The following is a 22833-nucleotide window of genomic DNA, read 5'->3' on the forward strand; positions in this document are numbered from 1 at the left end:
AACTTAATTCAACGTAAGCGTCATTTATTTCACGATGGCGCCGTTTGGCATGCCCTCCGGCACGGTTGCCAGCGTGAGCTGATCCCCGTAGGAAGCGGCCAAAATCATGCCTTGCGACATTTCGCCTCTAAGCTTCACCGGCTTCAGGTTGGTCACGCAAATCACTTTGCGTCCCACCAATTCCTCCGGCGTATAGAACTTCGCAATGCCGGACACCACCTGCCGCTGCTCAAACCCGAGATCCAGCTGCAGCTTCAGCAGCTTGTCCGCTTTCTTGACCGGCTCGGCGGCGATGACCTGTGCTACGCGCAGCTCAACCTTGGCGAATTCCTCGATGCCGATTTCCTCTTTGAGCTCCACAGGCTCCGCTCCGCTATCGGCGGACGAAGCAGTTGCCGAACCCGTAGACTCTTCCTCGGCTGCCTTCTTGCCGCCAGTCATCGCTTCAGCGATGTAGGCCACTTCCAGCTCCGCATCCAGGCGAGGGAAGATTGGCTCGCCCTTTTGAAGCTTCGTACCAGCCGGTATCGCTCCGAGCTGGCGTCCGCTTTCCCAAGTTGTCAATTCCCCTTCCGCCAATCCGAGCTGTTCCCACATTTTCTTCGGCGTGCGGGTCAGGAACGGCTGCAGCAGGATCGATGCAATCCGCAGCGTCTCGACCAAATGGCTCATGACGGAAGCAAGCTCATGCCGTTTGCTCTCGTCTTTGGCCAGCGTCCACGGCTGGGTCTCATCGATGTATTTGTTGCTGCGGCTGACAAACTGGCTGATCGCGGTCAGCGCAACCGAGAACTCCATATTCTCCATCGCGGTTTCGACTTTGTCATAAACGGACTTGGCCGCTTCCTCGATCGCGGCATCAAAAGGCGTTACGCCTGCCGAGAAAGCCGGAACCTCCCCGTCAAAGTATTTATCGACCATGGCCACGGTGCGGTTCAGCAGGTTGCCCAAATCATTGGCGAGGTCAGAGTTCACCCGCTCCACGAAGCTTTCCGGCGTAAACGTGCCGTCCGCCCCGAACGGAACTTCGCGCAGCAAGTAATAACGAAGCGCGTCGAGACCATACCGGTCGATCATCGTGACCGGGTCGACCACATTCCCTTTGGATTTGGACATTTTGCCGTCCTTCATGAGCAGCCAGCCGTGGGCAAACACTTTTTTCGGAAGCGGCACATCGAGCGCCATCAATATGATCGGCCAATAGATCGTATGGAAACGCACGATTTCCTTGCTCATCAGGTGAAAGTCCGCCGGCCAGTATTTGTCATATAGGCTGGTGTCCTCCGTACCGTAGCCGAGTGCCGTGATGTAGTTCAGGAGTGCATCAATCCACACGTAGATGACATGTTTCGGATCGCTCTTGACTTTAACCCCCCACTCATAGGTTGTACGGGACACAGCCAGATCCTCAAGACCCGGTTTAATGAAGTTGTTGATCATCTCGTTCTTGCGGGATACCGGCTGAATGAAATCCGGATTCTCCTCGTAATACTGAAGCAGGCGGTCCACATACTTGCTCATGCGGAAGAAGTAGCTCTCCTCCTTCACGAGCTCCACCGGCCGTCCGCAGTCCGGACAATTGCCGTTGACCAGCTGACGTTCCAGGAAGAACGACTCGCAAGGCGTACAGTACCACCCTTCGTATTCGCCCTTGTAGATGTCGTCCTGCTTCAGCAGACGTTCGAACACTTCCTGCACCACCGTGGTGTGGCGCTTCTCCGTGGTACGAATGAAATCTTCGTTCGATATGTCCAGCTTTTTCCACAGATCCTTGATGCCTGCCACGATATCGTCAACGAACTGCTGCGGGGTTTTTCCGGCCTCTGCCGCTTTGCGTTCGATCTTCTGCCCATGCTCGTCGGTCCCCGTCAAATAACGGACATCGAATCCGCGAAGCCGTTTGTAGCGGGCCATGGCGTCGCCGGCCACCGTTGTGTAAGCATGTCCGATATGCAGCTTGTCGCTCGGATAATAGATCGGCGTCGTAATATAAAACGTCTTTTTGTCTGCCATTGTAACCTTCCTTTACCGTGAAATTGAATGTCGCATCAAGCGATTCTTAAGGAAAACCAGCAGTAAACAGCAAAAAACCCCCGCCCCTATGGGACGAGAGTTATTCTCACGTGTTACCACCCAAATTCCCCGTACCCTTGCGGGCAACAGGCTCATCTGCCGTCATACGGCGTCCATTAACGCTGGCTCACGCCGCTTCTTTACGGCAGCCACCGGCTGCAGCGCTCAAAAACGGATCCTCCAAGACCATTTTCCGAAATTCGCCAAGACCGGTTTCCAGCTCCTCCGGCTCTCTGTTCAAGGCAAGCTTTTCGTACTTATCTCTTCCTCGGATATACCTATAATTTCTTACATTTTAATCAAACGAGCCGCAGCGTGTCAAGGTGTGCATCGATCCAAGGCATCGCCCTGGCTGCGGGCGGCATGCTTTCGGTTATCGTCCATATGATACCCCAAAAAAATCGCTATTCCTCTGTCAATGAAGACGACATCTTATCCTTGCGCGGCGGCACCAAATCGATGCCCCCAGGATGAAACGGCTGACATCTCGCGATCCGCTTAGCAGCCAGCCAGGAGCCCTTCAGCGCACCATGCACCTCAATCGCTTCCAGCGCATATGCCGAGCAGGTTGGATAGAAGCGGCAAGTCGCCGGCTTCAGAGGAGAAATGAATTTCCGATAGAAGTGTATCGGCACCTTCACTACCCTGCGCGCCGTGCTCATGCCCGGTTATCCCGATTTCCTCCACCGGCCTGCGAAGTTTCCTTATCGTTATTGTCCTTGCCGCAGTCCCGGCAGTATCCGAACACTTCGAATTTATGCTGGACCACCTGGAAATCGTCCGGTGCATCGGTCAGCTGCATCGGGCAGAAGGTAATCGGATAGGTCTTCTGGCACTGCAGGCAGATCATGTGATGATGATGGTGTTCTTCGCTGCAGCGTCCCCGGAACTTGACGCCTTCCTCGAACACGACTTGCTCCAATACGCCAAGCTCGTACAATACCCGAAGATTCCGGTATACCGTATCAAAGCTCAAACCGCTATACTTCCGGCCCATATATTCGTATACATCCTTGGCTGTCAAATATCCAGGATGTTCCCCAAACAATTTGGCAAGCGTCTTGCGCTGATCGGTAATGCGCAGCCCATGTTCCGACATGGCGTCGATGATCTGTTCCGTCGTAAGCATACGCAATAACCTCCTCTACTTGAAGATACTCTCTCCTTATAATGCCTGAAAAAAATGACAGCGTCAATGAAAGCGGTTGTGAACAGGCAAACCGCCTGCCAAGCAGCCATGAGCTTGAATGGCAATCGGACGGCATAAACCTGCCCCCTCCTCGGCAAAAACCAACAAAAAGGACAGCCCGGGCCGTGTTTCGGCTGATGGGCTGTCCGCTTGTTGTTTATGAATAAATAGGATTAGTTCTTCACTTGCGGCAGAGGCTGGAGCAGAATGTTGATCGGCAGGCTGCTTCCTGGTGCTGCCGTAAACAGAATTTCCACCGTCTGCTCGTAATTCCCCGTACGATAGAGAACGGCGGCTTCATTCGGTGCAGATACCGCACCACCGCTGGTGTTCGGCGTCTGAATGATGTTTCCGTTCACCATCATCGCGCCCATGTATTTGCCTCCGCGCGGATTCAGCGTGATCAGCGTATTGGGTGCTACGCGGTGCAGCTTGATTTTGTACAGAACGCCGAAGTTACCGGCGTTGGATTGATATGAACCGTTAATGCCGTCATACCCTTCCAGGTTCGGATCGTTTGTCTTATCACCAATCGCAAGACGCGTAGGCGTGCTGCCTACCAAATCATAGGATTCAATGATTCGGGTCGAGTCCGGGTAGGTTCCCCGGTTATGAATGCCATCGGCCGGGTGAAGCTTCAGGTATGGCAGTTTCTGGATCGGATCCTTGGCTTCATCGATCATGATGACATCATATCGAATCGGCGAATCCGAATACAGGTCGGCAAACATGGACAGCACCTGCTGATTCTTCATGGTTTGCGCGCTCAAATCTTGCAGGATGATCCGGCTTTCGCCAGGTGCGAGCGAAATCGTCTTGAATGCCTCCGCTGACTGCATGGACTCGAGATAGCGCTGCACAGCCGCTTTACCCGTAGCAGTCGGAATGTTGATCGGACCGCCCAAACCGGTATACTCGGTGGTCAGACGCGCCGTCATCGTGTTGATGTTGGTCGCTACGACGTACATCTTCATGTTCTTCCCGGTTGCATTCAAGTGGTGAATCATGAAGCGCGTGCTGGCATTGCCGATCTCGCGATATACGATACCTTCCTGATAGACGGTTTCCGGAGAGTTGCTGCGAATCAACAGGTACGGCTCGGAGCTTCTCGTAATCGGCATCAGATTCCATGTCGGCACGGCCGATCCGTCAAACGTGTATTTGTCGCCGATGCCCGTAAATAATTGATTGAATTGATCGCGCGTATACAGCACTTCGCTCGTTACGTTGATGATTTTCTCGTATGAGCTGGTCGCCCCATGCTTATCGGTCACGATCAACAGCACTTTATGCGGCCCTGCCGTAAAGAAAGCCTGGTCGTTGTTTTCCCACTTAAACGTAATTTCATCGCCGGGATCGCTGTCATAACTCATGTTAATGTACGTAATTTTCTCACCGATCTTGTATTGCTGTTTATCCGTGTCGAACATGGCCACAGGCGGCGTATTCGGTGCGGATACATGAATGCTCAAAATATACGGATCGCTCCACTCCCCGCTGGCGTCCTGTACCGAATAGGAAACCGTATGCACGCCAGGCTCTTCAAACACATCTTCCCGGCCTTCCCAATGCTCGTCTACGATAGCCAGGCCTGTCGGCGAATAGGCATTCGTCTTGTACGTTACCTTGGTTTGTCCGGCAAAGATTTCACCAGGCTGCACCGTAAAGGATGCCACCGGCTTGGAGCTCAGGCTCAGGATGATCCGCTTGTTCGGCTGGTCGACCCGGTAGGTGATGTCCAGCGCCTGCGTGATGCTGGTAAGCGGCACCATAAACGTATTATTGGACTGGTAAGCCGGTCCCTTCATCGATTTTCGAACGCCGTTCACCGTGTATACGCTGCTGTTTGTCTTAAAGCGCAGCTCATCGTTGCCTCGGATAATAATCGTTTCCTTTGTCTTGCCGTCATAGGTCAGCTTCAGGCCGACACGATCAACGAGGGATCGAATCGCGACATAGGATACACCATTCTTGACTGCCATAGGCTGTCCGGCGGTATACGCTTTTCCGTTCTGATACATCTTGTTGCTGTTCATCATCAGGATCAGATCATTCGGACCGAGGTTCGGTATGTTCGGAACCTCGCTGCCGGATCCGCCGCCGCTGCTGCCGCCCGGCTTTTCGCCGCTGTTGTTGCTGCCGCTGCCCATTCCGGACAGATCGAGAATCACTTTCTTCTCCGGCTGGTTCACCGTGTATGGAATATCAAGCGCTTGCGTGATCGCGGTCAGCGGTACCATAAACACGTTGTTGCTCTGGTAGGCAGGGCCTTTCATCGGACGCACCTGTCCGTTGACTTTATAATTGCTGCTTCCTGTCGTGAATCGGAGCTCATTGCCATCCTTAATGATAATGGTTTCCTTCGTCTTATTATCGTAAGACAGCTTAAGTCCTGCGCGCTCCACCATGGCGCGAATGGCGACATAGGATACCCCTTGCTTCACGGCCATCGGCTGTCCCGCTTTGTACTGCTTGCCGTTATGGTACATCACATTGCTGTTCATCAGCAGCACCAGTTCGTTAGCGGCTGCATTGGTGGAGCCGACTTCGGGCTTGCTTTCGGACGGGCTTCCCTCTTCGTTCTCAGATACTTCATTATCGGAAGGATCGCTTGCCAAGTCCTCCTGCTGTTCATTGGGTTCAGAAGGTGTGGCATTCGGATCGCTGGTCGTGCCTTCGATTGAATCGGAAGGTGTTTCGGTTGGCGTTGCCGGCGTTTCCTCCGCTTGCTGCAAGTCCGTCTGTTGTTCTCTGTTTGCCTGGCTTTGTCCTTCCACCGGGGACTGCAGCGCTGGTTGCCCGTTTAGCGCCGGAGCTGTAACATCCGGTGATTCAGCTGCCACGGGAAAAGCCATGGATACTTGGGCCGCGGCAAGGACTGTAATCATCGAGATTCGTTTGAAATTCATTCTCTACTCCTTTAAAACTCTCAGTATAGTCTGTCTGCCTCTATTGGACATACTATTAGACGCCGACTTTCCCGAAAAGTTTCTCAGAAATGGCTGGAAAATAGGAAAACCGGAGCATTCCTAGGCAGGAAGACTCCGGTTTGAGCAACCATTATTTAATTATTGACATAGTCCTGATTACCGGTCCAACCGAGAGGATAGGTCTTGCTGATCCTTACCGGAAGCTTACCCTCTGGCTTAACTTTGCCAACCAATACACCCGCGGCCGCATTCATGTAGTAAGGCGTATTCTCGTAGCTGCACAAATATGCGGGAACTGGCGGAAGATCATTGATATCGTACGGATTGCGGGTTGCGACGATAACGAGTGTCACATCCTTAAGCTCGCTCAGCCTGCTAACAAGCTTCTGCTGACCTTGTGGAAGACGGCTCTCGGAGGTGTACGTAGCCACCACGATCTGCTTATATCCTTCCGCGGCTTTAACGGCCTGCTCTACCTCTTCGTCGGACATATCCGTCCCGACGCGCAGATCGTCTGCCTGCACGCCGTAACTTCTCAGGGCATCCCCTAGCGTGTAGCTCTTGCTCCATGCTTCATCGACCTGGGTCGCCTGAAGCAGCTCCGGCCAGATCACCGCAACCGCCTGCTCCGGCTTAAGAGGCAGCTGCCCTTCGTCTTTTACCAACGTGATTCCCCTGCCTGCGATTTGAGCGAGCAACTGCTTGGTCTCTGCGGCAACCTCGCCAATCGGGTGGACGGGAAGCTCTTCGACGAGTTTCGCATTACGCTGTTTGAGCGCCAAAATCCGATCAACGGCTTTGTCGATCAGCTCTACCGAGAGTCTCCCGCTCCGGACAGCCTCGATGACCGCCGTAATCGCTGCCGTCTGCTCCGACAGCGTATGGCTGACCAGCACGCAGTCCGCACCTGCTTCGATCGCGCGTATCGCGCCTTCCGGAATGCCGTACTCCTTGGAGATCGCATGCATCTCGAGGCAATCCGTCACGATCAAACCTTCGAAGCCCATTTCCTCCCTCAGCAGCCCCGTTAATACAGCCTGAGAAAGCGTTGCAGGCAGATCACTCGGCTCAATCGCCGGGAAACTGACGTGAGCCGTCATGATGGCATCGACACCGTCCTTGATTGCTTGTGCGAAAGGGAACAGTTCAACGCTCCGGAGCCGTTCCAAATCATGCGGTACGGATGCCCGCCCCAGGTGGGAATCGACGCTGGTGTCGCCATGCCCCGGGAAGTGCTTGGCCGTAGCAGACACCCCTTCTTCCTGATAACCCTTAATCGCCGCCGTCCCAAGCTCGGCAACGGCATGGGGATCTTCGCCGAAGGAGCGCACACCGATAACCGGGTTGCGCGGATTGTTGTTGACGTCGAGGCAAGGCGCGAAGTTCATGTTCACGCCGAGCGATCGCAATTCGCGCGCCCCGATTTGCGCCACCCTGTAGGCATCTTCTGCGCTGCCCGCTGCTCCAAGCGCCATATTGCCCGGAATGCGGCTGATGCCTTCATGATCGATTCGTGCGACCATGCCGCCCTCCTGATCAATCGAGATCAGAAGCGGAAACGGTTGGCTGCCCGAAGCGAGCTGCTGCAGGGATGCCGACAGCTCGGCAAGCTGAGGCAGCGTCTTCACGTTCCGGCGGAAATAGCAGATGCCCCCCACCTGAAATTGTTCGATCAGTATGTTGGCATGCTCATTCGGCGTCAATGCGTTGAAGCCGCAGATGAACATTTGTCCTACCTTTTGCTCTAGCGATAAATCTGCTGCCGTCCATTTCATTGATTCCAAACCTACTTTCTATCAATTTAGAGGACGCCGCAAGTCGGAAGAAAATGACCTGATGATTACCTGCCTGCTTTTTGTCCCATCAAAGCTTTAGAGACCCGGCTCCCCGGACATTTCCCGGAATTCGGATGGCGTCATGCCGGTAGCCTTTTGAAATACCTTGGTAAAATACCGCCGCTCATGATAACCGACAAAGGAACCGATCTGTGCAATGTTCTTGTCGCTGTTCACTAACAGGAATTTGGCCGCCTCCATCCGCTGTCTCGTCAAATACTCCACGAAGGTAAGACCGACATGATTCTTGAACAGCAAGCAGAAATAACTGGAACTGATGCCCAAATACTCCGAAAGCTCCTCGATTCCCAAATCCTGTCCCATGTGGGTGTTGATGTACTCCAGGGCAGACGATACCAATTGTTCAGGCGTTTTCTTAACGGTTTCGGGGTTCGGAGCCTCGTCGATCAGCGAAACGGTATTGTAATACTTTTCTTTCGCCCTCTTCTTGCGGATTTCCTCCCCGATCTCCCGAATCTTCATCTCAAGCTCCCCGTAATGAATCGGCTTGCTGATATAATCCTTAACCCCCAGCTTGATCGCTTCACGGGCATATTCAAATTCCTGATAACCCGTCAGCAAAAAAATTTCCGCCCGGCTTCCTTTCTCCCGGATCCTCGTAATGAAGGTCAGCCCGTCCATGACGGGCATCCGGATATCGCACAGAATCAAATCCGGGTTATACTGATCCGCTACTTCAAGCGCCTCCATCCCGCTGCGGGCAAGTCCGACGACTTTCATGCCCATCTCTTCCCAAGGCAGAACCTTGCTGAGATTGTTCAGGATGGGAGCCTCATCATCAACCAATAATGCCTTCAGCATGCTGCCCTTCCCCCCTGTCATAATTGGGTATGACGCATTGTATAACAGTGCCGCCGGGGCGGCTGGAGCATATGAACAGCCCATAATATGGACCATATTGTATTCTAAGCCGATCGGCCACGCTTCGCAGTCCAAGTCCCCGCCGTTCCTGGTTTACTTTCAGGTTTTGCATCGTCGTCTGTTCGGATACGCCATCCTCGGACACCATATACTCAAACATGGACAACTGCTCAGAGGTCATGCCGAGTCCGTTGTCCTCCACCCGGATCACGACATTGCCGAGCTCCTTCCAGGCGGAGATGCGTATCCATCCCGTATAGGAAATTCCCTCAAAGCCATGCTGGATGCTGTTCTCCACCAGGGGCTGCAGCGTCAGCTTCAGGATGCGGCTGTGCATAAGCTCTTTCGGCACGTCGATCTCGTATTCGAACAGATCCTCGAACCGAAACTTTTGGATTTCAAGATAACTCTGGAGATGCTTGATTTCTTCGTCCAGCGTAATTTCTTCCTTGTCCTGTATGCTGATCCGCAAAATGCTGGCAAGCCGGTACACCATCTCGCTGACCTTGCGACCTTCATTCTGAACCGCTAGGACATTGATCGATTCCAATGTGTTAAACAGGAAGTGCGGCTTGATCTGTGCTTGCAGCACACGCATTTCCGCATCGGTCTTCTGCCTTTGCTCCTTCTTGATCTGCGCGAACAGATTGTTGATCCGGTTCATCAAATTGTTGAACCCTTTCGACAGCAGCAGAAGCTCATCCTCGCCCTTCTCTTCCACTCTGGCATTCAAATCCCCATCCTCCACGCGGCGCATAAACCGCACGATGACGGCGATCGTGCCGGTAATCCGGTTCATGAACAGGCGGTTGAATACAATCGCGGTAACCAGACAGATGCCCATGATGACAAAAAACCATTTGGCAAAGGAAGTTACCTCTTGCGACAGCGAGTTCCAATCGGTCACCGAGACGATATTCCAGCCATAATCGTTCAGATGATAAATGGAAACAATATTTTCTTTGCCGTTAAACTTGGCTTTAAAGCTTTGATAGCCTTGCTTAAACTCAACGTCACGCTTCATGTATTGGCTGATATTTTGACCATCCATGCCGTTCTGCGGGTCAAACAGAATGAAGCCTTCATTGTTGACCAGCATGAAGGAGGTGTTCTGCAGGTTGTTAGGGAGCGTCAGATTGCGGAAAATCTCCTCGAACTCCCATCTCTTGATCTGGACGACGAGAATCCCCAGCTTGCGGAGCGTCGTGACGTCTTTAATCAGCCTGATCTGGGTAAACACCGGATCCGCCCCCGTCAATTCCGGAAATTCGTGCGGAGCCAGCCATTTGGGAATCCCGTTCAGCTTCACAACCTCTTCATATAAGGGACTGTTCTTAAACTGCTCATAAGGCAGCGTCCTGAAATCCTCTTTACTGAATATCGGAATGGGTGCTGATTCTTTGTTGAAATGATATAGAAACGCATAACTGATGGCAGGGTGATTATAGAGAAGATTGCGAAAGCTTCGCTGCCTGTCGTTCAATTTCAGCTGGTCCGCATTGGATTCCTTAATCAGGTTCTGCGCATCGGGATCCTTGGCATTCAGGGCCATTGCGAAGACGGAGGTGGCAATCCCGTTATCCGTGACGTACTCCATTTCCTTGAACACGTTCAAAATGCTGTAGCTGATCGCTTTTAGCGAATATTCGGCTTGCTGGCTGTACTTTTCCTCAATCGAGTTGTAGGTAATAAAGAATGTAAATAGGCCCAGCACAAATAACGGAATAATAATGAGCCCCAAAAAGGCCGTGAATAGTTTGTTCCGCAAATTCATACGCATGCTCCTGCTCCTCGTATTACCCCTTGACGCTTCCTGCGGTAACGCCTTCAATGATTTTCTCTTGCAGAACGGCATAGATGATAAGGACCGGCAGCACGCTGAATACGATCCCCGCCGACATCTGGGCGTAGTTCATATTGTAAGCGTCCCTGAAACCGACCATTCCGACAGGCAGCGTTCTCAGTTCATCATTCGATAGGAAATAGTTAGCAAGCAAGAATTCGTTCCAGTTACCCAGGAAATTGATGATAAACACGGTAACGATGGCCGGAACGGTCAGAGGTAAGATAATTCTAGCAAACAAGCCTCCGGACCTCAATCCGTCTATGACCGCGGCTTCCTCGATTTCACCGGGCAGCGACCGCATGAAGGCGGCCAGAATAATCACAGAAAACGGGATGGCATTTGCAACATAGGGCAGAATCAGGGCCATATGCGTATTCAGAATATCCAGCTGCCTCATGATGCCGTATATCGGCAGCAAGAGAGAGTTATTTGGGATCAGCATCCCGATCAAAATACATTGGAAGATGATCGCGCTGATCCTGTTGTATCTCATCCGCGTCACGGCAAAAGCCAGCATTGCCGCAAACAGGATCGATAAGCAGGCCGACAGCACGCCGATATATAAGCTGTTCCAGAAATACGTGCTGATCTTGGCGCTCACCCAAGCGTTCACATAGTTATCAAACACCAACGTGCCTGGCAATCCAAACGGATTCGTTGCAATGGACTGGTTATCCACCTTCACGGATGAGAACAGGACAAACAGGAACGGATACAGGATGACGAGCAAATAAGCCATCAGGAAAATGTGCGGAGTCAGTTTCTTTATTGCCCTCATCAGTATTCAATCCTTTCGTTGCGTCTGGCAATCAGCACCTGGTAGAGCACCGTTACGATAATCGTGAAGAGGAAAATCAACACGGCGATCGAATTGCCGAAGCCATGCTTGAAACTCGTAATCGCGTATCGAATCATATAGGTTGCCATAACGTCGGTGGAGCCGGCCGGCCCGCCCTTGGTCATAACCAGGATAATGTCCGCGGCTTTCATGGCTCCCGCAATCGAAAGCATGATCACAACGGAGATAATTGGCATTATTAATGGAAGCGTGATTTGGGTAGCCCTTTGGACGCCTGTCGCTCCGTCAATCGCCGCAGCCTCGTCAAGCTCCTTGGGAATGGACAGAATTGCGGCAAGCACCATCACAATGTAAAAGCCGGTCCATTGCCAAGCGTTCGTAATCAGGATGGCGATCATGGCCCATTTGCGATCCGACAGCCAGTAGATCGGCTCGATGCCAACCAATCCCAACATCTCATTCATCAGGCCAAAGTCCGGATTGTAGATGAATCCCCACAAAATGCCGATGACAGCCGTCGACATGATGGAAGGTGCGAAAACCGCTGTTTTATACATCCCTTTCAAACGTTTGACGCTCGCGATAAGCAGGGAGAAAACCACGATGATCGGAACCTGGATCAAGCAGGAAAAAAGTATGAAATAGACATTGTTTCGGACCGCCTTCCAGAAAGCATCGTCATTCAGGGCGGTCACATAGTTATCGAGCCCGATGTACTTCACGTCTTTGGAGATGCCGTTCCAGCTCGTAAAGCTGTTGTCAAACGCAGTGAAGATGGGATATATGAAAAAAGCCAGAAACAGCAAGAATGCCGGCAGCACAAAAACGATGTATATCAGAGGATTTCTCAGCGCTCTGTTCATGGTAACCTCCGTATTGATGTCTGATGTTGTTTAGGCGAAAGGGCACCCCCATATGCCTTTAGCGGGTGGTGCCCTTCCGTCTGGAATTTTAGCTATTCCTCTGAAGCATTAGCCGCTTCCTGTGCTGCTTGAACATTCTCCAGCATCTTCTCGGCATCGAGTTCGCCGCCGATCACCTGCTGGATTCCCATGCTCAGCGCCGTGTTTACGTCGGCTTGAACAAGCGCATCGAAGGCAGGGAAGGATTTGTTGATTTCGCTGACGCCTTTGAAAATATCCTGCATCAGCGGATCATCCGACGTGGAATTCATCGTTTCCAGATCCATTTTCATCGCCGGCAGTACTCCGTCTTCCTTAAGTCCGCGCAGCTGCATCTCATCCGTCCACATATTTTTGATGAATTCTTTAACCGCTTGAAGCTTGCGAGGATCCTCGGCTACCGCTGCCGAGAAGCCATATCCATTGTTAGCGTCCTGCATGACGATGACAGGGTCGCCTTCATTCACCGGAGGCAGATTGAAATATCCGATCTTGCCGACCATGTCGCCTGCTTGCGCCGGATCTCTAAATACGGAGTTCGCCCACGATCCGTCCATCATCATGACGGCTTCCCCGGTGATGATTTGATTTCTCATGTCCGCGTATTCAAAGCCGAGCTCGCCTTTTTTGAAGTACCCTTTCTCCACCCATTCCTGATGTTTCTTCACCCCTTCCACGACCTTCGGATCGGTCCATTTGGTTTCCCCGGTCTTGAAGCCGTAAGTTACCTCCGCCCCTGCATAATAACTCCACAGGTTATTCGTGGTCATGAGCGGAATCCATGCATCCTTGGAAGATTGCGCGAACGGAATTTTGCCGTCGGCCTTGATGGCTTCGGCGATCTGCTCAAGTTCCGCCAACGTTTTCGGTACGCTCAGACCTTTCTGGGCGAAGTAATCCTTGTTATAGAAAATACCTTCGATGGAACCGCCGATCGGCAATCCATAGATCTTGCCGTCATGCGTGAACGGGTCCAGCGTCGTAAATTTGTCCTTTATGCCGAGCTCATCCAAAATCGGGGTCAAATCGAGCATCAGGCCTTCTTTGGAATATACGCCTGCATCCGGGCTTCCGAATACGTCGAATACTTCCGGCGGCTTGCCGGCAGCCATCTCGCCTCTCAACTTCTCTTTACGATTCACTTCAGAGTCTACAGCGTCCAGCTTGATTTTAAGCCCGGGCACCGCTTCTTCGGTTTTGCTGACCACATCGTTCAGCAATGCGAGTCGGAACTTCTTGGATTCGCCTACTTGCGTATGGCGAACGGTGATTTCAAACGGCTCATTGCTCACCGTTCCTTCCGAGCCGCCTGACGGCTTTTCTGCCGCCTTGTCACCGCCGCCGCATGCAGACAAAAGCGCGGATGAGACGAACAAAAGCGACATGAATAATGCCAGACCCTTTTTCTTCATTGTCTTTGACCCTCCCGAAGTCTTTGTATATTGATAGGCGCTTTCCTTACATCTTCATTATAGAAAGCGATTCCACTTTACGATAGGTCGATATTTTTCTATCCAAGGGATAATATCCTCTACAAAAAACAATAACCCTTCCATAAAGAGGAAAGGTTATTGTTATTAATCATAACATATTGTGTTTCATATTATACAACTAAAATGAGTTCAGAACCGACGGCTATTTCTCGGAAATTTCGCCAATCAACCGGTAGGCGCGTGCGACTTCTTCCTCGGACGGTGAAGATACGCCCTCCAACGGATAGGCCATGCCGAGCTCCTTCCATTTGTACACGCCCATCTGATGGTATGGCAAGATCTCGAACTTCTCCACGCCGCGCAGTGTGCGGATGAATTGACCGAGCGCCGCCAAATCGTTCTCGCTGTCATGGATGCCCGGCACGTAAACGTGCCGGATCCACATGTTCCGACCATGATCGGACAGCCAGCGGGCGGTCTTCAGCGTCCTTTCATTGGACTTGCCTGTCAGCTTGATGTGCTTCTCATCGTTGATATGCTTCAGATCAAGGAGGACCAAGTCGGTATGCTCCAGCAATTCTGATATTTTATCCGGCTCGTTATATCCGTTGCTGTCCAGGGTGGTATGCAAATTCCAGCGGCGCTTCACTTCCTTGAACAGCTCCGTGACAAAAGGATACTGCAGCGTCGGCTCACCGCCCGAAACGGTGAGTCCTCCTCCCGATGACCGGTAGTAGCTCAGATAGGGCTCTATTTCTCGCAGCACGTCATCCACCGTCATTTCGTGTCCTTCATGAAGTCCCCAGGTATCCGGGTTGTGGCAGTATTGACACTTCAGGAGGCAGCCCTGCATGAAGAGCACAAAGCGGATACCCGGACCGTCCACCGTTCCGAACGTTTCTATGGAGTGTACATGACCTTTTAGCATGGTGCGTCATCCTTTCTGTATCCGCTATGGTTGTCTTCCAACCTTACATCGATCCGTGGAAGGTACGGTTAATGACATCGAGCTGCTGTTCGCGCGTCAGTTTGACAAAGTTGACCGCATAGCCGGATACCCGGATGGTTAACTGCGGATAATTCTCCGGATGCTCCATCGCATCGATCAGCTGTTCACGGTCAAACACGTTCACGTTCAAATGGTGGGCCTTGCTGCCAAAGTAGCCGTCCAGCATGGCAACCAGATTGTTTACCCGAATGTCGCTTTCTTTGCCCAGGGCTTTCGGCACGATCGAGAACGTATTCGAGATGCCGTCCAGACTATCCTCATAAGGCAGCTTGGCCACGGAAGTCAGTGAAGCGAGGGCTCCCTTCTTATCGCGTCCGTGCATCGGGTTTGCGCCCGGCGCAAACGGCTCGCCTGCTTTGCGTCCATCCGGCGTGGTTCCTGTCTTCTTGCCGTATACCACGTTCGACGTAATCGTGAGCACCGATTGGGTCGGCATGGCATCGCGGTAGGCTTTGTGCTTGCGGATCATGCTCATGAAGGCCTCGACCAGTTCAACGGCGATGCCGTCCACGCGGTCGTCGTTGTTGCCGTAGCAAGGGAAATCGCCCTCGATTTCAAAATCCACCGCAATCCCTTGCTCATTGCGTACCGGCTTCACCTTCGCATATTTAATCGCGCTCAGCGAATCCGCTGCTACGGACAAGCCCGCTATGCCGCATGCCATCGTACGCAGGATATCGCGGTCGTGAAGCGCCATTTCAATCCGCTCGTAGCTGTATTTGTCATGCATATAGTGAATCACGTTGAGGGTATTCATGTAGAGCTTCGCGAGCCATTCCATCATCGGCTTGAAGCGTTTCATGACCTCGTCATAACTCAGAACCTCAGCGGTGATCGCCGGATATTCCGGTCCGACCTGGGCGCCGGATTTCTCATCCTTCCCGCCGTTGATTGCATACAGCAGCGCTTTGGCCAGGTTCGCTCTGGCTCCGAAGAACTGCATCTGCTTCCCGATGCGCATGGCGGATACGCAGCAGGCGATGCCGTAATCGTCCCCATAGATCGGACGCATGAGATCGTCATTCTCATATTGGATCGAGCTCGTTTCAATCGATACCTTCGAACAGTATTTTTTGAAGGCCTCCGGAAGCTTCTCCGACCACAGCACCGTCAAGTTCGGTTCCGGCGCAGGTCCCAGATTGTACAAGGTGTGCAGGAAGCGGAAGCTGTTCTTGGTTACTCTCGTTTCACCGTTCAACGACATGCCGCCGATGGATTCGGTCACCCACGTCGGATCACCGCTGAACAGCTCGTTGTAATCCGGCGTGCGCAGGAACTTCACGATCCGCAGCTTCATGACAAAATGGTCCACCAGCTCCTGGGCTTTCTCTTCCGTCAGTATGCCTTCAGCCAAATCCCGCTGGATATAAATATCAAGGAAAGAAGATACCCGGCCAAGCGACATGGCAGCGCCGTTTTGCTCCTTGATCGCGGCCAAATAACCGAAATACAGCCATTGGAATGCTTCCTTCGCCGTATTCGCCGGTTTGGAAATGTCAAAGCCGTGCATGCCGGCCATTTCTTTCAGTTCCTTGAGGGCGCGCATTTGTTCGGACAGCTCTTCCCGCAGACGGATCACCGGCTCGTCCATGGCGTCCACTTCAAGCTCGCCGAGTTCTCTCAGTTTGTCCTGGATCAGCGCGTCCACGCCGTATAACGATACTCTGCGGTAGTCGCCGATGATGCGGCCGCGGCCGTATGCATCGGGAAGACCCGTAATAATCCCGGCTTTGCGCGCTGCTCTCATCTCCGGAGTATAGGCATCGAATACGCCCTGGTTATGCGTTTTGCGGATGCCGTTGAAGATATCCACCACCGCCTGCGGCATTTCGAAGCCGTATGCGTTGCACGCATCAATCATCATCCGGATGCCCCCGAAAGGCTGAATCGAGCGTTTGAACGGCTCATCGGTCTGCACGCCGACGATCTGTTCTTTATCTTTATCCAAGTAGCCAGGCCGGTGGGAGGTGATGGTGGAAGGCGTATGGACATCCACGTCCAAAACCCCGCCGTTATCCCGTTCCTTCTTGGTTAAATCCGATACGATATCCCACAGTGCCTTGGTGTTGTCCGTAGGTCCCGCCAAGAAATCATCAGAGCCATAATAAGGGGTAATATTCTCTGCAATAAAATCGTTAACATCAATGTGCTTGGTCCATTTACCTGATTTAAAACCTTTCCAGCCAACTTCTTTTTCAATCACCGACATATTGAATCCCTCCTAGATTATGCTGCAGCTTGCAGGGACTGGCGGGACCACACATTGATCTATCTCAGACCTTTAATGTGATTATTTTCACGATCAATGGCACCTCTGCCCCGCCATATGCCTTCAAGCTTCTATATCAAAGATCTGAGATTCAGCTTTCTGCTACACCTTTATTGTAGTCCTGTTGATCCGCAGCATCTGTGATAAAAATCACAAAGTTGTGGTTACCCGTGATGTTTATCACTCTGACTCCGGGCTTCCCTGGCTTCTACCATCATATATAATGGAATTTAGGATCAGCCTTCTGCCCCTTTCCTGGATTAGAAACGTCCATAGAAGGCGTTGCGATATACTTCTGCAAGCTCTGTCACCAGCGGCAGCTTCGGATTGCTGGTCGTGCACTGATCTTCGAAAGCCCGGTCGGCCAAATGCTCGACGTTTTTCTCGAAGTCCTGTGGATCGATGCCAAGCTGCTGGAACGATTCCTCGATGCCAAGTTTGCTGTTCAGCTCGCGGATGGCGGCGATCAGGCTGTTTACGCCCTCTTCCGTCGTTCTTGCCGGCAGTCCAAGAATCCGTGCGATCTCGGCATATCTTTCATCGGCCACAAAGTGGGTGTATTTCGGCCATGCCGCGAATTTCGTTGGCTTTTTGGCATTGTAGCGAATGACGTGCGGCATCAGTATGGCATTGGTCCGTCCGTGCGCCGTATGGTACTGTCCCCCCCATTTATGCGCCAGACTGTGGTTGATGCCCAGGAACGCGTTCGCAAAGGCCATGCCTGCAAGCGTCGAAGCATTATGCATTTTCTCGCGGGCGAGTTTGTCGCCGGTCAGCGCCGATTGCTCAAGATACTGGAACACCAGCTGGATGGCTTTGATGGCAAGCCCATCCGTGTAATCGCTAGCCATCACCGATACGTAGGCTTCAATCGCATGCGTCAGGACGTCCATGCCGGTATCGGCCACCGCCGTTTTAGGCAAGGTGTACACGAATTCCGGATCGATGATCGCCACATCCGGCGTCAGCTCATAGTCTGCCAGCGGGTATTTGGTATTTCCCTGCACTTTGTCCGTGATGACGGCAAACGAAGTTACTTCCGAGCCCGTTCCCGACGTTGTCGGTATGGCTACGAATTTCGCCTTCCGTCCGAGCTTCGGATATTTATAGACCCGTTTGCGGATATCCATGAATTTTTGTTTCAGGTTGTTGAAGTCCGTATCCGGATATTCATAGAACAGCCACATCGCTTTTGCGGCATCCATAGGCGATCCGCCGCCGAGGGCGATGATGCAGTCCGGCTGGAACCGTTCCAACATCTCCGTACCCCGTTCTACGGTCGTTGTCGAAGGATCCGGCTCGACTTCCGAGAACACCTCGATGGCTACCGGCTGTCTGCGCTGGCGCAGGTAATGCTCTACCCGCTCCACATATCCCAGCTTCACCATCATGGGGTCAGTTACGATCGCGACGCGGGTGATGTCAGGCATTTTGGCGAGATACTGTGTCGAGCCTTTTTCAAAGTAAATTTTGTCCGGTACTTTAAACCACTGCATATTCACGGTTCTGCGGTTCACCCTTTTCACGTTGATGAGATTGACGGCCGTCACGTTCGACGACGTAGAATTCCGGCCATACGAACCGCAGCCAAGCGTCAGCGATGGCAGGTTCGTGTTGTAGATATCCCCGATGCCGCCTTGCGAGGAAGGCTGGTTGACCAGGATGCGGCAGGTCTTCATGCGATCCGAGAATTGCAGGATGACGTCCTCATTGTGCGAGTGGATGACCGACGAGTGGCCCATGCCGCCAAAAGCAACCATCTCTTCGGCGCGCTTAATGCCCTCTTCCGCGTCTTTCACTTTATAGCAGGCCAGCACCGGGCTCAGCTTCTCGGCGGACAACGGATAAGCAGGACCGACTCCCTCCAGCTCGGCGACCAGGATCTTGGTGCTTTCCGGCACCTCAAAGCCGCAAGCCTCGGCAATCTTGGCTGCCGGCTGTCCGACGATGGTAGGATTGACGGCGCATTTATCCGCTACCATGGCATGCGCTGTCAGCTTCGCCAGCTCTTCCTTGTTCACGAAATAACAGCCGCTGGCGATCATTTTTTTCTTCACGGTATGATAGATCGGCTCCTCGATAATGACGGCTTGCTCGGATGCGCAGATCATGCCGTTATCAAACGTCTTGGATAGAATCAAGTCGTTCACCGCTTGATCGAGGTCCGCGCTCTTCTCGATGAAGCACGGCACGTTGCCGGGACCTACGCCGAGCGCTGGCTTGCCGCAGCTGTATGCTGCTTTGACCATCGCCGATCCGCCCGTAGCCAGAATGCAGGCAACGTCAGGATGGTTCATGAGTGTATTGGTTTTATCCATGGAAGGAGCCTCGATCCACTGGATGCAGTCGGCCGGAGCGCCTTGTTTCACGGCGGCGTCCCGCAGGATGAGCGCGGCTTCCCTGCTGCATGCCTGCGCGGATGGATGGAAACCGAAGATGATCGGGTTTCTTGTTTTGATGGAGATCAGCGCCTTGAATATGGTGGTCGAGGTCGGATTGGTTACCGGTGTGATCCCCATGATGATCCCGATCGGCTCCGCAATTTTTTGGAAGCTGTCATAGGCATTGTCTTCGATGATACCTACCGTTTTGTCGTACTTGATGCTGTTGTGGATATACTCCGTGGCAAACAGGTTTTTGATGATTTTGTCTTCATACACGCCGCGGCCCGTTTCTTCAACCGCCATTTTCGCCAGCTGCATGTGCTTCTCAAGTCCGGCCATGGCCATGGCCTGCACAATTCCGTCGACTTGCTCCTGATCGAGTTTCATAAACTTTTCTTTTGCCCGATTCGCCTTGTCGATCAGACCTTGAATGTACTCTGCTGCCGTTTGTCCCTTCACTTCAACCGTTGTTCCTTTGCTCACAGCCATATCTCTCATCCTCCCATGGTTCATGTTCTTTCTGTCTACGCTTCGATCGTAACACAGACGCTCCTTAAATCATGTGAAATATTTCACAATATTAAAATTTTTCTTTTCTGTGTGATTTATACCTGTCTTTTCCCTCTTTCAAGTGAAAGAGATCACAATGTTTGAAATTTCGCCATGATTTCCCTCTTGTTCCGCCCCACAAGTGAATGTTTTCACGTTATAATGTATTTAAAGATTAAACAGATCAAATTTTAGGATGTTAGGGGATACCACCATGAAAACTGTAGACCATGTAATGGAAATCGAAAACTTAGGGAACACGCAGTGCTTCTCGGAACAAAACCGCAACCGTCTGCTGGTCACCATGAAGGAAAGGGTACTCCCTGAAGGATCGCATTTGTTCTGGGAAGGCGACTTCGCCGACAAGCTGTACTTCGTTAAACAAGGAAGAATTAAATTAACCAAATCGACGGATGAAGGCAAAGAGCTTATTCTATATATGTACCATCCAGGAGACATGGTCGGGCAAGCCGATCCATTCTTTAGCAACAACCACAGTTTTTCGGCAGAGGTGCTTGAGGACAGCGTAGTCGGGGTCATCGAGCACAAGGATCTGGAGCTGCTGATCTGCCAGCATTGCGACTTCGCGATTGATTTCATGAAGTGGATGGGTATACACCACCGCATCACGCAGACCAAATTCCGTGATCTCATGATGTACGGCAAGCCCGGCGCATTAACGTCGACGCTGATTCGTCTGGGCAATACCTACGGACAGCATCAAGAGGATGACACCATTCTCATCAACAAAAAGATCACCCACACCGATCTTTCAAACATGATCGGGGCCACCCGCGAAAGCGTGAACCGGATGTTGAGCGACCTTCGCAAAAAGGACGCCATCGAATATGCCGGCGGCATGATTGTTATCAAGGATCTGCCGATGCTGCAGGAAATTTGCCACTGCGAGCTGTGTCCGAACGAAATCTGCCGGATTTGATCCCCTAAAGCCCCTTTGGTGCATAATATACGGGCATCTGCTTACAATAAACCTTGTCTTTCCAAACCAAATCAAAGGGAGTGCTCAGCATGCGTGAAGGTTTGATTCCTGCTGTTCTTGGAACCGTGGTTTCTGCTTCGGGTGCCGCTCTGCTTTGCAGCAAGTATAAATTTGCCGCAACCGGTATTCTAGGCTTCGGACTGGCTCATATGGTGCTTGGTGCGATCGACCTTGTGGAACATCGGTAAACGATTTGGAAGGCAAGATTCTCACGGCTGTCCTTTCAGTTCAATGACTGAGGAGGACAGCTTATTTATGCTATTGCCCTCCTCATCCATTCAGCGATGAGACATATCCAAAAAAGCGGATTTCCCAAAAGAACATTACATCTGACGGGATGCCCACTTTTTCTGTTTGGAGACGTTCCGTGTGCGCATCGCTCCTCCCATCGCCTTTGTCCCCAAATTTCTTGGAATGGTCGTATTGTATACAAGAAAGAAACCGTTGCTTGGCAAATGGACGAATAACAGACCATTAACCAAGAACGGTTTCTTTGTTTATTCACCAGGTTGGACTTCATCTGACAATGTAGGCGGATGAAATTCCTCCTCAACACCGCCTATCATTGCCTACTTTTGCTTGCTCCCTTTTCCCGAAGAGATAAACCAGTAAGCCATGCCTACAAACAATCCGCCGCCAATGATATTCCCCAGCGTGACCGGCACCATGTTGCTGATCCAGCCGCCGATGGATACCGTCTCGGGATGTCCCGGCAAAATCGTCGCCAGCGTCAGAAGCGACATGTTCGCTACGCTATGCTCATACCCTGTCGCAATGAAGGCAAACAGGCACCACCATATTAAAATCAGTTTCGTGGTTTCTCCTTTGGCCCGAATCCCCATCCACAGGGCCAGACATACAAGCCAGTTACATAATATGCCTCTAAAAAACAGCTCCATGAACGGATCGTTCATTTTCTTGGCCGCTGCCGTGAAGATGAGATGATCGGGCGGCAGCCCTTTGAACAGGCCGGAAGCATAAATCAGATAGCTGAGCAGGATCGCTCCCGCCAAATTGCCGATAAACACAAGTCCCCAATTTTTCAGCGTGTCCCCCATCGTCGTTCGTTTAGATAACGTGCTTATCGTAAAAAACATATGATTTCCGGTGAACAGCTCTGAACCGGCAAACACAACCAACGTGAGCGCAATCCCGAATGCGGCTCCCATGACGAGGGACTGGAAAGGCGAACCGGCGGCTGCCAGCGGCGCGCCCAGCTTAAAGATTAATACGATCCCAATGCCGACATAAGCACCGGCCAGCATGGCCGATACCATGTAACGCAGCAAGTTGTTGTTCATCTGCTCTTTTTTCGCGACCGCGGCATTGACGACGGCTTCCACATCATTGTTAAACATGGGTTACCACCTCTTGGTTTCGTCTGTTGAAGCTGCTTATTACGGCCTTATACACCTACCTCAACCTTTCCGTCCACGGCGCGAACCGGATATATCCGAACTTGGCCCTTATCCGGAGCCTGCACAAGCCCTGTCGAAAGCTCGATTTTCCAATCGTGTAACGGATCGTAAATGTAATGCCCGGATACGATGGCTTCGGCTAACGGACCTCCTTTGGGATGCGGGCTTTTATTCTCCAGAGCAAACCATTGATGATCCGAGGTCCGGAAGACGGCAATCTCCCGGTCACCGATTTGGACCACCCTTCCGAGTTGCGACAGAAATTCATGTTCATTCCCTACCGTGATATAAGTTCCGGTTTCCATAATACGCAGC

General features: G+C 52.0%; 17 protein-coding genes and 1 other annotated feature. Of the genes, 2 read left to right on the forward strand and 15 right to left on the reverse strand.

All coding sequences use genetic code 11. From position 1 onward, the window contains the following. Nucleotides 1-24: 24 nt before the first annotated feature. From metG to adhE, 13 genes are all read right to left on the reverse strand, one after another. Nucleotides 25-2013: a methionine--tRNA ligase gene (metG, locus tag BMX45_RS18785; protein ID WP_090910989.1), complete on the reverse strand. Its 1989-nt coding sequence runs from the start codon at nt 2011-2013 to the stop codon at nt 25-27. 86 nt (nt 2014-2099) lie between these two features. Next, nucleotides 2100-2351 (reverse strand) — a binding site (T-box leader). Nucleotides 2352-2477: 126 nt separating this feature from the next. Next, nucleotides 2478-2735, reverse strand: coding sequence for a membrane protein insertion efficiency factor YidD (gene yidD / locus BMX45_RS18790; protein WP_090910990.1), 258 nt, complete (start codon nt 2733-2735; stop codon nt 2478-2480). Next, on the reverse strand, nt 2732-3202 hold the full coding sequence (locus BMX45_RS18795) for a Fur family transcriptional regulator (RefSeq protein ID WP_090910991.1): 471 nt from the start codon (nt 3200-3202) through the stop codon (nt 2732-2734). The genes yidD and BMX45_RS18795 overlap by 4 nt, the downstream gene beginning before the upstream one ends. A 233-nt stretch (nt 3203-3435) precedes the next feature. Further along, nucleotides 3436-6171: a stalk domain-containing protein gene (locus BMX45_RS18800; RefSeq protein ID WP_090910992.1), complete on the reverse strand. Its 2736-nt coding sequence runs from the start codon at nt 6169-6171 to the stop codon at nt 3436-3438. A gap of 155 nt (nt 6172-6326) precedes the next feature. Beyond that, a complete protein-coding gene (gene nagZ, locus BMX45_RS18805) occupies nt 6327-7967 on the reverse strand; it encodes a beta-N-acetylhexosaminidase (RefSeq protein ID WP_090910993.1) in 1641 nt (546 codons plus the stop codon). Nucleotides 7968-8063: 96 nt separating this feature from the next. Beyond that, nucleotides 8064-8849 (reverse strand): response regulator transcription factor, encoded by a 786-nt coding sequence (locus tag BMX45_RS18810; protein WP_090910994.1) that lies wholly within the window; start codon nt 8847-8849, stop codon nt 8064-8066. Next, nucleotides 8827-10683, reverse strand: a complete 1857-nt coding sequence (locus BMX45_RS18815; RefSeq protein ID WP_090910995.1) for a cache domain-containing sensor histidine kinase — start codon at nt 10681-10683, stop codon at nt 8827-8829. The genes BMX45_RS18810 and BMX45_RS18815 overlap by 23 nt, the downstream gene beginning before the upstream one ends. Before the next feature lie 22 nt (nt 10684-10705). Beyond that, a complete protein-coding gene (locus BMX45_RS18820) occupies nt 10706-11533 on the reverse strand; it encodes a carbohydrate ABC transporter permease (RefSeq protein WP_090910996.1) in 828 nt (275 codons plus the stop codon). Continuing rightward, the gene (locus BMX45_RS18825) at nt 11533-12417 is read right to left on the reverse strand and encodes a carbohydrate ABC transporter permease (RefSeq protein WP_090910997.1); all 885 of its coding nucleotides are present in this window, start codon (nt 12415-12417) and stop codon (nt 11533-11535) included. The genes BMX45_RS18820 and BMX45_RS18825 overlap by 1 nt, the downstream gene beginning before the upstream one ends. 92 nt (nt 12418-12509) lie before the next feature. Then, nucleotides 12510-13868: an ABC transporter substrate-binding protein gene (locus tag BMX45_RS18830; RefSeq protein WP_090910998.1), complete on the reverse strand. Its 1359-nt coding sequence runs from the start codon at nt 13866-13868 to the stop codon at nt 12510-12512. Nucleotides 13869-14091: 223 nt separating this feature from the next. Further along, nucleotides 14092-14817 (reverse strand): pyruvate formate-lyase-activating protein, encoded by a 726-nt coding sequence (gene pflA / locus BMX45_RS18835; RefSeq protein ID WP_090910999.1) that lies wholly within the window; start codon nt 14815-14817, stop codon nt 14092-14094. Between the two features lie 43 nt (nt 14818-14860). Continuing rightward, the gene (gene pflB / locus BMX45_RS18840) at nt 14861-17107 is read right to left on the reverse strand and encodes a formate C-acetyltransferase (RefSeq protein ID WP_090911000.1); all 2247 of its coding nucleotides are present in this window, start codon (nt 17105-17107) and stop codon (nt 14861-14863) included. Between the two features lie 320 nt (nt 17108-17427). Then, complete coding sequence (gene adhE / locus BMX45_RS18845; protein WP_090911001.1) at nt 17428-20040, reverse strand: bifunctional acetaldehyde-CoA/alcohol dehydrogenase; 2613 nt, start codon at nt 20038-20040, stop codon at nt 17428-17430. Nucleotides 20041-20314: 274 nt separating this feature from the next. On the opposite strand from adhE, the gene BMX45_RS18850 reads away from it, so the two are divergent. After that, nucleotides 20315-21040 carry a Crp/Fnr family transcriptional regulator gene (locus BMX45_RS18850; protein ID WP_090911002.1) on the forward strand — a complete coding sequence of 242 codons (726 nt, stop codon included), beginning with the start codon at nt 20315-20317 and terminating at the stop codon, nt 21038-21040. An 89-nt stretch (nt 21041-21129) separates the two neighbouring features. Further along, a complete protein-coding gene (locus tag BMX45_RS18855; RefSeq protein WP_090911003.1) occupies nt 21130-21288 on the forward strand; it encodes an asparagine synthase in 159 nt (52 codons plus the stop codon). 381 nt (nt 21289-21669) lie between these two features. On the opposite strand, the gene BMX45_RS18860 is transcribed toward BMX45_RS18855, so the two are convergent. Further along, nucleotides 21670-22458, reverse strand: coding sequence for a formate/nitrite transporter family protein (locus BMX45_RS18860; protein ID WP_090911004.1), 789 nt, complete (start codon nt 22456-22458; stop codon nt 21670-21672). Between the two features lie 47 nt (nt 22459-22505). Next, entirely contained in the window at nt 22506-22823 is a 318-nt protein-coding gene (gene nirD, locus BMX45_RS18865; protein WP_090911005.1) for a nitrite reductase small subunit NirD, read from the reverse strand. Nucleotides 22824-22833 lie beyond the last annotated feature (10 nt).

It is taken from the genome of Paenibacillus sp. cl141a, assembly GCF_900109305.1.
Lineage (GTDB): Bacteria > Bacillota > Bacilli > Paenibacillales > Paenibacillaceae > Paenibacillus_AQ > Paenibacillus_AQ lautus_A.

Excerpts from the sequence above, each read along its gene's own strand:
- metG (WP_090910989.1), bottom strand. The coding sequence starts at position 2,013 with ATGGCAGACAAAAAGACGTTTTATATTACGACGCCGATCTATTATCCG.
- yidD (WP_090910990.1), bottom strand. The coding sequence starts at position 2,735 with ATGAGCACGGCGCGCAGGGTAGTGAAGGTGCCGATACACTTCTATCGG.
- BMX45_RS18795 (WP_090910991.1), bottom strand. The coding sequence starts at position 3,202 with ATGCTTACGACGGAACAGATCATCGACGCCATGTCGGAACATGGGCTG.
- BMX45_RS18800 (WP_090910992.1), bottom strand. The coding sequence starts at position 6,171 with ATGAATTTCAAACGAATCTCGATGATTACAGTCCTTGCCGCGGCCCAA.
- nagZ (WP_090910993.1), bottom strand. The coding sequence starts at position 7,967 with ATGAAATGGACGGCAGCAGATTTATCGCTAGAGCAAAAGGTAGGACAA.
- BMX45_RS18810 (WP_090910994.1), bottom strand. The coding sequence starts at position 8,849 with ATGCTGAAGGCATTATTGGTTGATGATGAGGCTCCCATCCTGAACAAT.
- BMX45_RS18815 (WP_090910995.1), bottom strand. The coding sequence starts at position 10,683 with ATGAATTTGCGGAACAAACTATTCACGGCCTTTTTGGGGCTCATTATT.
- BMX45_RS18820 (WP_090910996.1), bottom strand. The coding sequence starts at position 11,533 with ATGAGGGCAATAAAGAAACTGACTCCGCACATTTTCCTGATGGCTTAT.
- BMX45_RS18825 (WP_090910997.1), bottom strand. The coding sequence starts at position 12,417 with ATGAACAGAGCGCTGAGAAATCCTCTGATATACATCGTTTTTGTGCTG.
- BMX45_RS18830 (WP_090910998.1), bottom strand. The coding sequence starts at position 13,868 with ATGAAGAAAAAGGGTCTGGCATTATTCATGTCGCTTTTGTTCGTCTCA.
- pflA (WP_090910999.1), bottom strand. The coding sequence starts at position 14,817 with ATGCTAAAAGGTCATGTACACTCCATAGAAACGTTCGGAACGGTGGAC.
- pflB (WP_090911000.1), bottom strand. The coding sequence starts at position 17,107 with ATGTCGGTGATTGAAAAAGAAGTTGGCTGGAAAGGTTTTAAATCAGGT.
- adhE (WP_090911001.1), bottom strand. The coding sequence starts at position 20,040 with ATGGCTGTGAGCAAAGGAACAACGGTTGAAGTGAAGGGACAAACGGCA.
- BMX45_RS18850 (WP_090911002.1), top strand. The coding sequence starts at position 20,315 with ATGAAAACTGTAGACCATGTAATGGAAATCGAAAACTTAGGGAACACG.
- BMX45_RS18855 (WP_090911003.1), top strand. The coding sequence starts at position 21,130 with ATGCGTGAAGGTTTGATTCCTGCTGTTCTTGGAACCGTGGTTTCTGCT.
- BMX45_RS18860 (WP_090911004.1), bottom strand. The coding sequence starts at position 22,458 with ATGTTTAACAATGATGTGGAAGCCGTCGTCAATGCCGCGGTCGCGAAA.
- nirD (WP_090911005.1), bottom strand. The coding sequence starts at position 22,823 with ATGGAAACCGGAACTTATATCACGGTAGGGAATGAACATGAATTTCTG.